This is a genomic window from Francisella persica ATCC VR-331 (genome assembly GCF_001653955.1).
Lineage (GTDB): Bacteria > Pseudomonadota > Gammaproteobacteria > Francisellales > Francisellaceae > Francisella > Francisella persica.
Window position 1 is genome coordinate 699,825 of record NZ_CP013022.1, and the last position, 15,654, is coordinate 715,478.

Sequence of the window (15,654 nt, forward strand, 5' to 3'; positions counted from 1 at the left end):
GTAAAATACTTCAAATTATGGTTAATAGTAAGTCTTATAAATTTTTGCCTATAGCATTTAATTATTGTATTGTAGCATTTTGTAGCTTTGGTGGGCAAATTATTTATCGTTAAATGCCCTGAAAATTATCAAAGTATTATAATTTTTGCTAATAGTCACTTCTTGACAAGTATAATAGTTTTATCATGCGTTTATACAGTAGTGGTGATACTTTCAATCCCAGGATCTACTATTATGTCCTTGCTTAGAGGATTATTATTTGGTTTACTGTTAGGACTTTTGTTGTTGTGGTTGCTGCTACGGTTGAGTTAGTATAGTTTTCTTTGCGGTAAGAATAGCTTTAGGGGATTCTCTAAAGACTAAAACTAAAGAAAGTATAGCTAAAATACGTAGTGGTTTTGACAAAAATGTTTTTAATTATCTGCTAGTGCTAAGGTTAATTCCGATATTTCCTTTCTTTATTATAAACATCACCGCAGGCATGTAGGTGGTCAAGTTTAGAGATTTTTTACGGGCAAATTTTATTGGTATAATCACTGGTAGTGTTTTCTATGTATGGGTTGGAACTAGTTTTGTCTATGTAATCCAGCAGGGTGCTGAGATTAAACTAGGCATTATATGAGAACCACAATTTATTGTACCAATAGTTGCTTTGACAATATTATCAGTTGTCCCTATAAAAATTAATAAAAAGGTTTACTAGTTATGATTAAGACAGATATTTGTATTATTGGTGCCGGGAGGATTTGTTGCAGTTGGTGAAGTGCAAATGGGTGCTAAAGTTTTCTTGTGTGAAGGCAACAAGATGGGTAGTGATCGTCTTAATTATGGTTGTGTACCTCACATGTTGCATATCCAACTCTAAGTGAGTTAAATAATAATGATAGGGTTAAAAAAAGTAATCCGTTTTTTACTAATGTTTAACTTAAGAACAATAAGAAATTGGAGGAATATATAAAAATAAATAAAAATTTAGTTTAGTAATAAAATATAGAAGTTGGAGAAATAAAAATGTAAAAATTAAATATAAAAAAACTTATTTAAAATTATGGTTTCGGGGGTTATCGCTACTATAGCACTTTCACTATTCATAATTATAAAAATGAAAGCTGGCATTATGAAAACTCAACCCTATAAAGACTTTAACTATGACGGCACATGATATGTTGGGAATGCCTCTTAATCCTATCATCGGGTGGATAATCCATTTTATAATAGGAACTGAGGTATAGCATTTTTTATTTTAATATAATAAATTACCTAATTCTCCAGTTGTTAAGGGTATATCTTTTGGTATAATAGCTTAGCTACTTATGATGTGTATATCTATGCTAATGAGTGGAGAAGGTTTATTTGGATTAAAACTTGGTATGATGGCTCCAATAATTATTAGTACTTCACATTATATATGGAGCAATGATAAGATTCACTTATAAGTTATTACAACCAAAATAGACGTGATAGAACAAAATAATTAGGCCCTAGTTTCATAGGTTATTTGTTAATAAAGCTGCAATTCTGTTGCCTGCTCTAAATATAAGAGCAAATACCTTACTTATACTATCTTTTATAACAGGTTTAATAAGTGCTGTTTTAGTTTTATACCCACCATGGTTAAGGCTATGGTTTTCCTTTTAATATCGGGTTATTATAGATGTGTTAGATGGTAGTCTGGCAAGGCTACAAAATCTAGTTCATGTTTTGATACAATGCTTGATATATTATCTGATCACTTTGTGTAGAGTTTTATTATTACTATTTTCATTAATTAGCTATAAATAGCATGGGTTGGTTTTTAAAATGATAATGTCTATAGTTTTTTATTAGTAGTTTTTTGTTAGTTAGTATTTTCAGTCAAAAAGAATCAATAAACAGTTTTTACTATAGTCCTGGCTTGATTGAGAGAGCTGAAACATTTATATGATTTTATCATAATGATTTTATTTCCTAGTATAGTACTTATTCTAGGATTGTTATACATTATTAGTTTTATGGACGACGTTGTATAGTTGCTATGAGTTTTATGTTTATCCTAAAGAAAGGAGTAAATTTCGATGAGAAATTTGAATAAAACTTTTGTTGGTTTTATAGCTGGTTTAATTAGTGCTTGCATATTATATTTTACTCTTATTCGTCAGCATGGTATTGAATTTAATGATCAGTTTAAGTATACATTATATCGTTTAATTGATATGGGGTTGGGTTTGGGCTATCCTATTTACACTACCATTAAGAATATTTTTATTAAAAGTTCAATTATAACTTTAGTAGTTATTTTATTTAATTTTTAGTTAAAATGCCATAGCAGTACAAGGTTTTTTGCTTCAAATGCTGGCGCTGAAATCTTTACTATGAATATCGTCTTTAACTATATCTGGGCAATATTAGCAGGACTTATATATAAAATTGTTAGCCTTAAATAATCTCTTGACAGATTCATTGATAAGGTTGTTTTTTGTATAAATCTTTCATAATTTAGCTATATTACTTGTTTTTTGCCAATTAATCCTTACATCTAATAGCATAAATTTTATAACATTAATCAAGTAGTTTATATTTAGTATAGATATTATTATTACAGTAGTATTTAGGAGTTTTAGGTATGGTAGATTATTATTCTTTACTAGGGGTGAGTAGAGATGCATCAGAAGCAGATATAAAAAAAGCGTATAGAAGATTAGCAAAAAAATATCACCCTGATGTTAATAAAGAAAAAGGTGCTGAAGAAAAATTTAAAGAAATCCAGACAGCGTATGATGTTTTGGGCGATAAAGAAAAAAGAGCACTTTATGATAGCTACGGAGAAAACTGGGATAAAGTCCAGCAAGGAGGCTTTAGCGGAGCTAGTGGTGGCTTTGGTGGTGGATCTAATAGTTTTAATTTTGAGGATCTTGGTGATATCTTCAGCGATCTTTTTGGTGGTGCTGGCGCTAGAGGTTTTACTGGTGGTCATCCAAGAGCAAGAAAAGGTGAGGATATAAATATATCATTACGTCTAAATGTTGAAGATGCGATCAAGGGTAGTAAGAGAACAGTTTCATATAGTTATCAAGAAGTAGGTGTTAATGGTATGCCGACAATGCAGCATCAAAGTGTTGATGTTAAAATACCGCCAGCGATTGGTAATGGTAAGAAACTTCGTGTTAAAGGTAAGGGTAGTGCAGGTATAGGTGCAAATGCTCAAACAGGTGATCTTTATATCAAAATAGAAGTAGTAGATCATAAAAATTATAACGTTGATGGTAATGATATTTATGAACATATTAATATTGCACCATGGGAAGCAGCTCTTGGCGCATCATTAGAAATAGATACTCCCTATGGTAAGAAAAAAATAAAAGTACCAGAAGGAAGCCAATCAGGGCGTAAAATGCGTATCAAAGGTAAAGGTCTTGGTGATGGTGATTTTTATATTGTTTATGATGTTAAGCTACCTCTTGCAGATACTGATGAGAAAAGAGAGTTCTACATGCAGATGCAAGAAAAAATGAATTTCGATCCTAGGGCTTAGGATTGTCTTTCCCTATTACCAATAAAGTAACTTGTAAGTATTAATGCACCACCAATTATTGTCGATAGATAAATTTTCTAATCATTAATTAATTTTCCAAAGATTGTTGCAAAAACAGGCTCAAAAGAGAAAATGATAGCAACTTGTGACATCCTTAAATGCTTTTGATATAATGGTCGAGATTGAGAGAATGTGATCGCAATTACTAGTATGTAATTAAAATGTAAGTATATAAAAAGATGATATATCAGTAATTAGTGGTATAGGTATACTAAAGGCTACCTGTAGTATTATTTAGTAAACGTAAATCTTTTAAAGCTTCACTACGATGATCTTTTATAGTTTCATAGCTTAGATACACAACTGATACAGCATACATCAAGGCACATAGCACTGATTAAAAGTAGCCAATAGTAAAGTTGTAAAAACTCGCACCAGATAGGGCATAGATCCCTAATAATGAGACGCAAGATGCTATTGCCATATACTAAGGCGATCAACCTTGAAAAGACTACCAAATAAAAGGAATTATAACTATATTCAAAGCAGTTTTTAAAGCTAACACACTTGAAGAAACTGTATATAGTCACTGAGTTTGTAAATAAAAAACTCATACCTTCAAATGAGCTAAATATGACACCAACTTTTAGCAAATAGATTTTGCTATTAATTTAGCTTTCAAGACTAAAGGCAAGAATAATAGGTACGATAAACTAAGCCTAATAGCCACAAAAAGCTCAGGCGGAATATACGCAAGTGAGATTTTGATTAAGGGAAATGTTGCTCCCCAAAATATGGTAACTATAAAAAGATTTAGAATAGCTTTTCTTTGAATATTCATAAAATATTAGATAAGTTTGTATCTATTTGCTCTTTAAATTAAGCTAGAAATTTTAGATGAAGATTAGTTTTGTGGTTTGGCTTAAATTTGTATCTAATTACATCATTGGAAGTATTTTTTGATGTTAGTAGATTGTTGATGTTTGTTTACATTAAATTATTAAAATTGGTATAATTTATTGTTTTTTGAAAAAAGTGCTCAAAGGTTAAACAATGAAACAAGTCTCAAAAGTTAAGCAAATTGGTGCTATAGCTATTATAGCCGGAACAGCTATTGGCGCAGGCATGCTTGGGATTCCTTTTGCGGTAGCTGCAGTTGGGTTTAATTATGCAGCGGCAGCTTTATTTCTTGTTTGGATAATTATGTATGCAACAGCTTTATTAATTGTTGAGGCAAATGTTTCCCAGCCTTTAGGTACAGATATGGACTCGATCGCGCACAGTATATTAGGTAAACCTGGTAAAGTATTAAATCTATTATTTTATCTACTATTATTATATTCTTTACTTACAGCTTATATTTTTATGGGCGGGCAGCTTTTTCAAACTTATATACTTGGTTGGTTAAACCTAGAAAATGCTAGCTTAGCAAAGATGCTATTTTGTTTAATTTTTGGTTTTTTTTTATATAAAGGTATCAAAGTAGTATTTAGTGTTAATGAACTATTCTTAAGTCTAAAAATACTAGCTTTTGTTTTATTTATTGCTTTTGTTGCTCCACAAATTCGTGCACCTATACTAGAAAATAAAGCTCTAGGGGTAGAGTATGTTTGGTTTGCTATTCCAATACTTGTTACATCATTTGGTTTTCATATTGTTATCCCAGCAATTAGAAACTACTTTGGGAATGATGTAGTTTTCAAAAAAACAGTGGCTATTGGAGCATTAGCGCCATTACTTGTTTATTTAGTATGGGTTGTAGCTACACTTGGAACAGTAAGTCTATATGGGGATAATGGTTTTATAGCGTTGAGTAATGAAGGCAAGACTCTAGCAGAAGCTTATCAAGGTTTAGATCAAAATGGTCCATTAGTTTTTATAAGACTTTTTGAGAACTTTGCGATTATTACATCTTTTTTAGGTGTTGCTTTAGCCTTATTCTCTTTTAATAGGGATCTTTATAGCTTGGATATCAGGAAAAAATTGCTAACTTTAGTGATAACGCTATTACCACCACTTATTTTTGCTATATATTTTGTAAATAGTTTTATAGCTGCTTTAGGCTATGCTAGTATCTTTGTTTCAGTATTACTGATCGTGCAGCCTGCAATGATGGTTTGGGCTATAAGAACTAAGCAAGGTAAAAATGATATCCTTAGTAAGCTATATTTATCTTTGATATTATTTAGTGGTCTAGGTATTATTGTATTGCAATTATTAGTAGCCTTTGGTAGATTACCTCATATATAATTTTGTTAACTTTCAAATCTTTGATTATTTTCTATGAAGAAACCTAATTTTGATATTAATAAGAAATCTTTTGCTAATGATGATTTAGTAGGCGATGAGTATAGTAAGAGCCCTAGTGTTGAGGAGTTTAGTATAGATAAGCTTAAGCAATTCCCTAGTGATATGATTGAGCTTTTTAAATTGGTTCAAACAGTTAGATATGATAGGACACGTCTGCAAGAAGAATACAATAACTACCGTTTAAAACTTAATAATGACAGAATGGATCTTGAGTTTGAAGTTATCAAACTAAAAAAACAATATAATGCAAAGATATGTGCTTTGCAGGAAGAATATAATTCGGTAAAATCTAATAATAATATTGAGTTAGCTAAAATTAGAGAAAGCTAATAAATGCAAAGTCAGTCGGACAGTCGCGCTTGTAATTGAGTGAGGAAAGTCCGGGCTTTACAGAGCAAGATGCCAGATAACGTCTGGGAGGCGTGAGCCTACGGAAAGTGCAACAGAAAATATACCGCCTTATTTTTAGTAAGGTAAGGGTGAAAAGGTGCGGTAAGAGCGTACCGCATTGGTGGTAACACTCAATGGCATTGTAAACCCCATCTAAAGCAAGACCAAATAGTGTCACTGTGATGTTGCTCGCATCGTGTCAGGGTAGGTCGCTTGAGCTTACTGGTGACAGTAAGCCTAGATAAATGACTGTCTATTACAGAACCCGGCTTATAGACTGACTTTGTATTTTTTACAAAAAAGTGGGTAATTATGCAAGTTATTGACTCTAAACTTCTAGGTAGTGATGGTCAAATAAAAGATAATCTTTTGATATCTGAGCTTAAAAGTTTTTATACTAGTGATAAGTTTGAGATTATAGCTGCAGCTTTAGAGCTTCTTAAGAGTAAAAGTGCTGAATCTGTGCGCCATCCTACAGGTATTAGCTCATTTTTATATGCTATTGAGATGGCGTATGTACTTTTCAAAATTAGAGCAGATGAAGAATCTGTTTCTGCAGGTATTCTTTATGAGCTGTATAATTTTGGCGATATATCTGATGAAAATATCGAGCAGGCAACTAATCAAACAGTACTTAAGATTTTACAAGGTACGCGTAAAATGTCAGCTATTAGGATGTATCGTTCAGATAACATCTCCTTAGAGCAAATTGATACATTTAGGAAAATGCTGCTGACAATCATTGAGGATGTTAGAATTGTTCTGGTAAAAATTGTCGACAAACTATGTACAATTCGTCATCTAAAATCTTTAAGTAGTAATGCCCAACTAGTTATTGCTAGAGAAACATTAGATATCTATGCGCCACTAGCAAATAGACTTGGCCTAGGTGCTATCAAATGGGAGCTCGAAGATAGAGCATTTTTCTTTTTAGAACAAGATGAATACAAACGAATAGCTAAAAGCCTAGGTGCTACGCGAAAACAGCGTGAAGATTTCTTACTTCAAGTAATACAAGATTTAAAAACAACACTTAAGAAATATAATTTACATGCAGGTATTCAAGGTAGAGTTAAACATATATATAGTATCTACAAGAAATTTAAGAATAAAGGTTATCAAGAACTTGATGATTTATATGATATTACTGCTGTTAGAGTTATAACAAATAATTTAGATGAATGCTATAAAGTACTTGCTGAGGTTAATAACTTATACTTACCAATACCAGAAGAGTTTAGTGACTATATCGCCCATCCTAAACCAAATGGCTACAAATCAATACACACAGTTGTTAAAGTTGGTGAGCAGAATATTGAGGTTCAAATTAGAACACAGCAAATGCATGAGGAATCTGAGTTAGGTTTTGCGGCACATTGGCGCTATAAAGAAGGTGTTAAATTTGATGCTTCTTATGAAGCTAGGGTTGCTTGGTTAAGATCTCTTCTTGAGTGGGAGAGAGAGATTAATGAAGATGATAGTGAAATAACTAAAGAGCTTAATAAGAGGCTTTATGTATTTACGCCAGTAAATGAACTAATAGATTTATCTGAAGGTTCAACAGTTCTAGATTTTGCTTACTCAGTACATACGATGGTCGGTCATCGTACTAAAGGTGCTAAACTAAATGGTAAGATAGTACCGTTAACAACTAAGCTAAAAACTGGTGATAAAGTCGAAATTCTAACAGGTAAAGAGCCTAATCCAAGTAAAGATTGGGCGTCAGAAAATTTAGGCTATTTATATTCTGCGCGTAATAGATCAAGAGTAACTAAATGGTTTAATGAGCAGAACAAAGAAGATAATATAGTTTTAGGAAAAGATCGGCTTCTAAAAGAGCTAAGAGGCTATGATCTTAAAGAGGTTGACTTCGTTGAAGTTGCTGCTAAGTTTAATATGAAAACTAGTGATAGTCTTTTTGCAGCAATTGAGGGTGGTAGCTTAAAGGCTAATAGTGTTGTTAACTATATTATTGACACGTATTCAGCAGAAGAAAAACTAATCAAGAAAAGAAATAAACCAATAACGGTAAAAGCAAAAACTCCAAAAGTCTTAGTTTCAGGCTTTGATGGTATGAAATATGAGATGGCTAAGTGTTGTCATCCTGTTTATCCGGATCAAATTCAAGGATATATGAGTGTTTCAAAAGGTGTGGTTATACATACTACAAGCTGTCCTAATTTAAATCATCTCAAAGATAAAAGTCCAGAGAAATTTATAGAAGTTAATTGGGATAGTGAAGACTAGCTAGTAATTGTTAGAAATTAGTTAATTGAATGTGAATGGGTAAGTTATAAAATTGGCTCCAAGGTTCGAAAGACCGTATCAAAAATTCAATTATTCAGATTTAGATAAATAGTGTTTGTTAATTGCCACGATAGTTGCCAGTATTTTTAGCTTGCTGTAACCAGCCATTTTTGATATAAAAAGTTACTTGGTTAGTTGATTTTATTTCATTACCTTGAGTAGTGCGCCCAGAGATACTAAGTTTATTCTCACCAGGAGCAGGTCTAGCTATTTTCCACTGTCCATCCTCATAGGTTGCTGGAATAGCTGAACCATTTATTATAAATGTTGGACTATCATTGCTAGCTATATGAGGATTGGTTGATATAGCAATTTTACCTTCTTTAGTAAAAATGTTAGCATAATTAGCAGGTGAGGTAATCTCAACGTTGAAATCAGCATTTTGGCCTTCTTCAAGAACTTCTTTGTTTTTCTCTGCTAACTCTGATGTTGCTAGTTTTGCTACGTCAGATTGGTTTATTTTAACTGGTTTATCATTAGTAGGATTTTGCTGAGTTTTAGTATCAATAACAGTAGGCTGACCTACTTCAATAATTTTATAATCAACCTCATCACTAGGTTTTTCTTCTGAAAATACCACATTACCATTCTCATCTCGCCAAGAATAGACTTTTGTATCAGCTGCTTTAGCAAGAGATAAAAAACTCAATATGCAAGCTATAACGCTAAAGACATTTTTATAAAATTTTGACATTATTAAATTCTCAAAGTGCTAATTGTATTAAGTATATATAAAATTAGCTCTAATCAAAAGAGTTCTTAGATTAAATTTATTTACCTATAGTACTCGCTTTCTACAAAATTCGGAATCATTATAGTTAATAATTTTATTATCTTTTATTCTACCTCGAACTGCAATTGTTACTGGACCTGGATTTCGGTTGATTGAAGTAGACTCTAGTATTGTTGCTAATTTATCATTATGCACAAAGCGGCTCTCATGATTAGCTGGTTAGATAATTTTAACTTTAAGTACTCTTATGGTTGATTAGTTGCTTGGGTTGTCGTTGCTTGGTAATTTTCGTTATCTAAAATAAAGATTATTGTGTTTTAAAGAAGCAAGTTGTTGTTTTTTGTTCGACTGGGTTTTCTTTGCTCAATCTACTAATTTTAAAAGAAGTGTTTAATATTTTTATAGACTATAAATATCAAATCTATTAGTCTTACCTTTAAGCTGAGAGCTTGGCTTCTTGTTACTGAGAAACTTGGCATTTATAGGTCTTTTGACTACAGCTTTTTTGGTTATTCGTCCTTGTATAATGTTATCTAATAAATTGGTGTTAGATATCTCATCATTAAATGCGACTTGATGGAGTATTTGCATGCCTTGTTTGACTTTAGCACTTTTTTTACGAGGTGGAAACATTGGGTCGACATATACACAATCAAATGATTTATCAGTTGTAAGCATATAATGATTACTATCTATATTGATTAAGGTTATTTTAATGACAATCTCTTTCAGATAATCTATTTGTTGAGCTCTTTGCAAAGCATCTTTTAGCAGCAGATAGAGATATGGATCTTTTTCTAGAGTTATTAGCGTATGACCTCTAGCAGCTAATGTAACAGTATCCATACCTAATCCTGCTGTAGTATCAAGTATAGTAAGCTTAGCTTTAGAGCGGCCTTCAACTGCCTGTACAACACTACATTTCTTAGCTTTAGGGTTTATTCTATTTAAGGTTTCACTATCATTGAAATCTATAAATAATTCATTATTATCATAATGAAGTTTTAGATTATCATTTTCGAGATACAGGTATTTATGTTGCTGGCAAAGCTTATACTCTAGTGTATCTTCTATAAGCTTATCAAGATGATTTTTTACATCTAAGTTAGAAATATTTATCTGCATTACTTTTTCTTTGCTCGAGGATGTGCTTTATCAAAAACACTTGCTAATTGTTGAAAGTTTAAATGAGTATATATCTGTGTACTAGAAATATCAGCATGACCTAATAAATCTTTTACAGCTAGCAGATCTTTAGATGAGTCAAGTACATGACTAGCAAAAGAATGACGTAGCATATGTGGGTGAATATGGCGGCTAGCATATTTCTCAGCAAATATTTCAAGGCGCTTTTGGATTGATCTATTTGTTAAATGTTTACCATCACGAGAAATAAATAGATAATAACAGCTTGGTTTAAGGGTATCTCTGATTTTGAGCCATCTATTGAGGTTACTTAGGGTTTTAGGACCAAAGTATACAATACGCTGTTTGTTGCCTTTGCCTGTAACACGGATACTTTTTTGTGAGATACTGATATCTTTTAGCTCAATTGACGACAATTCACTCAGTCTAATGCCACAGCTGTATAACAGATCAAAGCAGGCAATATCACGAGCTTCAATATCATTGTTTGGATTTATATCTAGTAGATATGCCAGTTCATCTGTATTAACTGCTTTAGGTAGTCTTTTACTACTTTTAGGTGCTTTGATACCACTAGCTGGATTTTGTGATATTATTTTGCTATTTATTAGAAAATTAAAAAAGCTTCTCACCGAACTAATTTTACGCTGAAGTGTCTTAGGAGAGTTACCTTTAGCGTGTAGCTTCTTTATCCATATCAATATATCATTACTAGTTAAGCTAGTAATATTTTTATCATTAAGAGATTGATTTAGTTTTAATAAATCTCTTTGGTAGTTATTGATAGTTTCTTGAGAGTAGTGTTTGAGATAAAATAAATTATCAAGGAAATTACTGATATATTCTAGGTTAGTCATACTTAGGTTTTAAGCAACAACGCATAATATAACTATTAAACCAGAAACTAGTGAAATTAGCCATAGACTTTTATAAGTTGATATCTTGTAATTGAAATTCTCACCGAGGCTATTTATCTTAAATGCCATAAGTGCTGGCATAATAATTAACAAAACAGCAATTAATAAACCAACACAAGTCATTGCATAAATAAAGATGTCTGGATCCATTTGGTTTATTATTAGTGGTATAGCAAAGGTTAGTACTGCTGCTATTGAGTAACCTACAATTTTTTTAGTTTTATATAATTTATAAGTATCTAAATTAAAATGAAATAGAGATAAGTTTATGCTTAAGAATGATGTCATAATCGCTACATAAGTAAAAATATGTAATACAGCATCTGTCGTTGGAGTTCTTACTTTACTACCTAGCATTTTTAGGATATCGCCGATATTAGCTTTATCTACTGGGATATTATTGAAAATTGAATCCATAAAGCTTACTTGGCCATGTAGGGGTAATACACCTAAAATAGTTACCACCCATACTAAATATAGGATTAATGGGATAATACTACCTATTATAACAATATGCTTCATGTCTTTAGCATTTTTACCAAGATAGTCAGACAATGCCGGTACTATAATATGTGAAGTAAAAGATGTTGTAAAAACAGGAATAGCTATTACCAGTGATATTTCAAGGTCAACAGGAGCTACAAAAAGATTAGGAACATCAATATATCTGTTAAAAACTACACACAAAATTACTAAAACTAAGATCTTAAGGATTATAAAAAATCTATTAGCATAGTCAACAAACCTAGTCCCTAAGACCACAATACTACCAAAGATAATCACAAAGATTAAAGATGATTGTTTTTCATCAAGACTTGGGAATGATGTTGATAATGAAGATGCCGCTGCAGAGATATATGCAGTACTTATGAAATACATTAATATCAAAAAAGCAATACTTGCAACAACTCCACCTGGTTTACCAAGATATTGCTCTGCTATGGTTTTGAAGCTACTGCCATAAGGCATCGAGCATGAGATATCTGATATAACTACCGCGGTGTAGGTCATTATGCTCCAAACTATGAATATGAGCATGGAACCTATTACAAAACCAAGCTTAGCGGTAATTATTGGTAGAGCTAATATGCCGCCGCCAATCATGGTACCTACAATAATCATTATAGATCCTAAAATTTTAATAAAACTATTTTGTGAATGATGCATAGGTTATTTAATCTTACTTAATGTGTGGATTGTTGTGATTGCTGAGTTTTATTTTGTAGATATATTGCATCAAAGTTGATTGGCGCAAGATTAAGAGGTAAGAAACCTCCTTTGATTATTGAGGAGTCAATTATTCTTTTGGCATAAGGAAAAAGAGTATTTGTACAATATGTATTAAGTACAGAATAAATTTGTTCTGCTGTCATGCCTGTAATTGTAAATATTCCAGATTGAGTAACTTCAGCTATATAAGCATTAGTATCGTTGTTCTTTGTAGTTACAGTAATAGTTAAATCTAGTTCGAAATTTTCATCATTTATTTTTGTGGTATTTATGTCAATGTTGAAATCAGAATCAGGATTCCACTGTTCTTTAAAACAAGCAGGTGAGTTAATAGTTTCAAAAGAAACATCTTTTGTATATACTTTCTGGATTAAGAAAGATGGTCGGATTTCATTATTCTGCATGATTTTCCTAAGATTTTTATAAAGTTTTATAGTTTTGGGAAATTATAGCAAATTGAAAAAGGTTTATATAACTAAATTAGCGTTTTTTTTAGATCAAAGAGAATATTTAATGCTTCTAAAGGTGTTATTGTGTTGATATCGATGGCATCAAGTTTTTGTTGTAAAATATTTTTTTTAGTGGTTGGTTCTAACTCAAGTTGGGGTTGGATTTGGGTTGGTTCTGTTAGTTGCTGTTTTTTTTCGAGATTATATAAATTTTGCTTTGCTGACTCTAGAACATCTTGAGATATTCCAGCAAGTTTAGCTACTTGGATGCCATAGGATTTTTTAGCCGCTCCTGCAACGGCTTTGTGCATAAAGTAGATATTATCCTTATATTCTTTTGCTTCAAAGTGGATATTGCATACATTTGAATATTGTTTGGCTAATTCTGTGAGCTCAAAATAATGTGTTGCAAACAAAGTAAATGCACCTATTTTGGCAAATTTCTCTGCACATGCCTTAGCTAAAGCCAGACCATCAAAAGTGCTTGTGCCACGACCTATCTCATCCATTATTACTAGCGATTTAGCACTAGCATTGTTGAGGATATAGGCTGTTTCAGTCATTTCAACCATAAAAGTTGATCTGCCGCTAGATATATCATCAGATGCACCAATCCTTGTGTAAATAGTATCAATGTCACAAATATCTGCGTAACTTGCCGGTACAAATGAGCCGATGTAAGCTAAGAATATTAGTTGTGCAACCTGACGCATATATGTCGATTTACCCCCCATATTTGGACCGGTGATTATTTGTAAGGTATTGGTATCTTTGCTTAGTAATGTATCATTAGGGATAAATTGCTCATCAATATTCTGTTCAATAGCTAGGTGACGAACTTGTTTAAGTTCTAATTTTGCTAAGTTATTAAACTTAGGCTGACTAAGTTTAAGTTTAATGGCTCTTTCAGCAAAATTTGCTAAGACATCTATTTCCGCAATACTTGCGGCAGTTTCTTGTATTTGCTTATAATATTCTAGAACTTTCTTTAATAGTGCATCATAGATTATTTTTTCACGGGCTAAAGCTTTCTCTTTTGATGAAAGTACTTTATCTTCAAAGTTTTTTAGCTCTTCAGTGATATAGCGTTCACTAGCTTTTAGAGTTTGGCGTCTGACGTACTCAGTCGGGATTTTATCAGCATGCTGTTTTGATAATTCTATATAGTAGCCATGGACACGGTTGTAACCAACTTTGAGTGTGCTTATACCAGTTTTTTGTTTTTGTAACTCTTCAAATTTAACTAAAAAATCATAAGAGTTATCTTTTATGTTTTTTAGTTCGTCTAGTTCTTTATCAAAACCATCTTTAATGACGCCACCATCACGAATAGTTGCTGGTGGGGTTTCAACTATAGCTTTCTTTAAAAGTGCGACAAGTTCATCAAGCTGATGGATACGTCTATTGATATTCTTAATCTCTTGAGTATTTTTGTCGTTCAAGAGTTTTTTGAGTGTTGGTAATTGCTCAAGAGAGTCGTGTAGTGCGACAAGATCTTTAGGCTTTACAGTTCCAAGTGCAACTCGTGAGATTATTCTTTCAATATCACTGATATAGTTAAGTACATCTTGAATTTTTAAAAAATACTGATTTTTACTTAAGCTATTTATAACACTATGGCGAGTAGATAAAATATTTAAATTCCTTGTTGGATTGCTGAAATACCTTTTTAGTAAACGACTACCAAGACTAGTCTTACATTTGCTAATTATGCCGAGCAAACTACTTTTTGAGTTATTATCTAACTCAAGATTTATACGACTGTTTATATCTATGTTAATGATATCTTGTTCTTGTTCATAACTGATATTAGTGATATGTCTAGGAGTATCCTTGAGAATATTTGCAAGATAGCTAAGTATTGAGCCAATAGTTGTTAGCTGTTCACTTTTATAAAGATTGAGAATATTATTAGCAATATTATTATCAAAAGAGTTGTTAATATATTTTTTTGCCTCAAAATTACTATAACACCATTCTTCTAAAGCTTTAATTGGTATCTTAAAAGGATTTTGTTGAGCAAGCTCACGAGAGTTGGTAATAATTTCTTGAGGCGATAGTTTAAGAACGGCATTTTTTAGCTCATTTAGACTAGTTAGTGTTTTAACTAGATAAATTTTTCCTTGAGTATAGCTAGTGTATGCTAAATTGTATTTATTTTTTTTGACAAAAATACTTACAAGAATACTATCTTGATTACTGTCTAAAAAAGCTTCTTCAGTAACTGTCGCTGGAGTTATAATGCGTGTAACTTGTCTCTCAACAGGGCCTTTTGATGTATTTGGATCGCTAGTTTGCTCACATATAGCAATCGATAGACCTTTTTTAACAATTTTTGCAATATAAGCTTCAGCAGCATGATATGGTACCCCAGCCATTGGAATTGATTCACCATTTGACTTACCACGAGAAGTCAGAGTGATATCTAAAAGTTCTACGGCTTTTTTAGCATCATCAAAAAAAAGCTCATAAAAATCACCCATACGGTAAAATAATAATATATCTTGGTATTGTGATTTAATTTTTAAATATTGCTGTATCATCGGGGTGTGATTAGAAGTACCTTGCATAATAGTTAAATTGTATAATCTTATTTGTAGTAATGATTATATCTATAAATGTTTAGCATAACAAACTTTCAAAATCAGTCGTTGTCACTTT

The 15,654-nt window shown here is 31.9% G+C and carries 11 protein-coding genes, 1 other RNA gene and 4 pseudogenes; 9 read left to right on the forward strand and 7 right to left on the reverse strand.

Annotated elements, in window-relative coordinates; all coding sequences use genetic code 11:
• The first annotated feature begins 17 nt into the window (after nt 1-17).
• The 5 genes and pseudogenes from FSC845_RS03250 (at nt 18) to FSC845_RS03260 (ending at nt 3,511) form a co-directional block, all read left to right on the forward strand.
• Nucleotides 18-703, forward strand: a pseudogene (locus FSC845_RS03250) (TVP38/TMEM64 family protein).
• Between the two features lie 2 nt (nt 704-705).
• Nucleotides 706-841: pseudogene (locus FSC845_RS07790) on the forward strand (dihydrolipoyl dehydrogenase family protein); the annotation flags it as partial.
• A 674-nt stretch (nt 842-1,515) separates the two neighbouring features.
• Nucleotides 1,516-2,058, forward strand: a pseudogene (locus FSC845_RS09620) (CDP-alcohol phosphatidyltransferase family protein).
• Nucleotides 2,055-2,291, forward strand: coding sequence for a hypothetical protein (locus tag FSC845_RS08745; protein WP_227806639.1), 237 nt, complete (start codon nt 2,055-2,057; stop codon nt 2,289-2,291). Before FSC845_RS09620 ends, FSC845_RS08745 begins: the two are co-directional and overlap by 4 nt.
• 311 nt (nt 2,292-2,602) lie before the next feature.
• On the forward strand, nt 2,603-3,511 hold the full coding sequence (locus FSC845_RS03260; RefSeq protein ID WP_064460712.1) for a DnaJ C-terminal domain-containing protein: 909 nt from the start codon (nt 2,603-2,605) through the stop codon (nt 3,509-3,511).
• Here FSC845_RS03260 and FSC845_RS03265 read toward each other — a convergent pair.
• Nucleotides 3,508-4,352: pseudogene (locus FSC845_RS03265) on the reverse strand (DMT family transporter). The gene FSC845_RS03260 and the pseudogene FSC845_RS03265 sit on opposite strands and share 4 nt — an antisense overlap.
• A 212-nt stretch (nt 4,353-4,564) precedes the next feature.
• On the opposite strand from FSC845_RS03265, the gene FSC845_RS03270 reads away from it, so the two are divergent.
• From FSC845_RS03270 to FSC845_RS03285, 4 genes are all read left to right on the forward strand, one after another.
• Entirely contained in the window at nt 4,565-5,761 is a 1,197-nt protein-coding gene (locus FSC845_RS03270; protein WP_064460713.1) for an amino acid permease, read from the forward strand.
• 33 nt (nt 5,762-5,794) lie between these two features.
• Nucleotides 5,795-6,151: a hypothetical protein gene (locus FSC845_RS03275; protein ID WP_064460714.1), complete on the forward strand. Its 357-nt coding sequence runs from the start codon at nt 5,795-5,797 to the stop codon at nt 6,149-6,151.
• 7 nt (nt 6,152-6,158) lie between these two features.
• Nucleotides 6,159-6,500, forward strand: an RNA gene (gene rnpB, locus FSC845_RS03280) — RNase P RNA component class A.
• 23 nt (nt 6,501-6,523) lie between these two features.
• A complete protein-coding gene (locus FSC845_RS03285; protein ID WP_064461718.1) occupies nt 6,524-8,458 on the forward strand; it encodes a RelA/SpoT family protein in 1,935 nt (644 codons plus the stop codon).
• Between the two features lie 118 nt (nt 8,459-8,576).
• Here FSC845_RS03285 and FSC845_RS03290 read toward each other — a convergent pair whose 3' ends face one another.
• From FSC845_RS03290 to mutS, 6 genes are all read right to left on the reverse strand, one after another.
• Nucleotides 8,577-9,212 (reverse strand): DUF4124 domain-containing protein, encoded by a 636-nt coding sequence (locus tag FSC845_RS03290; RefSeq protein WP_064460715.1) that lies wholly within the window; start codon nt 9,210-9,212, stop codon nt 8,577-8,579.
• Between the two features lie 438 nt (nt 9,213-9,650).
• The gene (locus FSC845_RS03295) at nt 9,651-10,376 is read right to left on the reverse strand and encodes a class I SAM-dependent methyltransferase (RefSeq protein ID WP_082343459.1); all 726 of its coding nucleotides are present in this window, start codon (nt 10,374-10,376) and stop codon (nt 9,651-9,653) included.
• Complete coding sequence (locus FSC845_RS03300; protein WP_064460716.1) at nt 10,376-11,254, reverse strand: tyrosine-type recombinase/integrase; 879 nt, start codon at nt 11,252-11,254, stop codon at nt 10,376-10,378. The genes FSC845_RS03295 and FSC845_RS03300 overlap by 1 nt, the downstream gene beginning before the upstream one ends.
• 9 nt (nt 11,255-11,263) lie before the next feature.
• On the reverse strand, nt 11,264-12,481 hold the full coding sequence (locus tag FSC845_RS03305) for an amino acid permease (RefSeq protein WP_064460717.1): 1,218 nt from the start codon (nt 12,479-12,481) through the stop codon (nt 11,264-11,266).
• A 17-nt stretch (nt 12,482-12,498) separates the two neighbouring features.
• Nucleotides 12,499-12,948 carry a protein-export chaperone SecB gene (gene secB / locus FSC845_RS03310; protein ID WP_064460718.1) on the reverse strand — a complete coding sequence of 150 codons (450 nt, stop codon included), beginning with the start codon at nt 12,946-12,948 and terminating at the stop codon, nt 12,499-12,501.
• A 71-nt stretch (nt 12,949-13,019) separates the two neighbouring features.
• Nucleotides 13,020-15,563 (reverse strand): DNA mismatch repair protein MutS, encoded by a 2,544-nt coding sequence (gene mutS, locus FSC845_RS03315; RefSeq protein ID WP_064460719.1) that lies wholly within the window; start codon nt 15,561-15,563, stop codon nt 13,020-13,022.
• Between the last annotated feature and the right edge of the window lie 91 nt (nt 15,564-15,654).

What these genes read in the sequence shown, in the direction of transcription:
- FSC845_RS08745 (WP_227806639.1), top strand. Translation starts at nt 2,055, where the DNA reads ATGAGAAATTTGAATAAAACTTTTGTTGGTTTTATAGCTGGTTTAATT.
- FSC845_RS03260 (WP_064460712.1), top strand. Translation starts at nt 2,603, where the DNA reads ATGGTAGATTATTATTCTTTACTAGGGGTGAGTAGAGATGCATCAGAA.
- FSC845_RS03270 (WP_064460713.1), top strand. Translation starts at nt 4,565, where the DNA reads ATGAAACAAGTCTCAAAAGTTAAGCAAATTGGTGCTATAGCTATTATA.
- FSC845_RS03275 (WP_064460714.1), top strand. Translation starts at nt 5,795, where the DNA reads ATGAAGAAACCTAATTTTGATATTAATAAGAAATCTTTTGCTAATGAT.
- FSC845_RS03285 (WP_064461718.1), top strand. Translation starts at nt 6,524, where the DNA reads ATGCAAGTTATTGACTCTAAACTTCTAGGTAGTGATGGTCAAATAAAA.
- FSC845_RS03290 (WP_064460715.1), bottom strand. Translation starts at nt 9,212, where the DNA reads ATGTCAAAATTTTATAAAAATGTCTTTAGCGTTATAGCTTGCATATTG.
- FSC845_RS03295 (WP_082343459.1), bottom strand. Translation starts at nt 10,376, where the DNA reads ATGCAGATAAATATTTCTAACTTAGATGTAAAAAATCATCTTGATAAG.
- FSC845_RS03300 (WP_064460716.1), bottom strand. Translation starts at nt 11,254, where the DNA reads ATGACTAACCTAGAATATATCAGTAATTTCCTTGATAATTTATTTTAT.
- FSC845_RS03305 (WP_064460717.1), bottom strand. Translation starts at nt 12,481, where the DNA reads ATGCATCATTCACAAAATAGTTTTATTAAAATTTTAGGATCTATAATG.
- secB (WP_064460718.1), bottom strand. Translation starts at nt 12,948, where the DNA reads ATGCAGAATAATGAAATCCGACCATCTTTCTTAATCCAGAAAGTATAT.
- mutS (WP_064460719.1), bottom strand. Translation starts at nt 15,563, where the DNA reads ATGCAAGGTACTTCTAATCACACCCCGATGATACAGCAATATTTAAAA.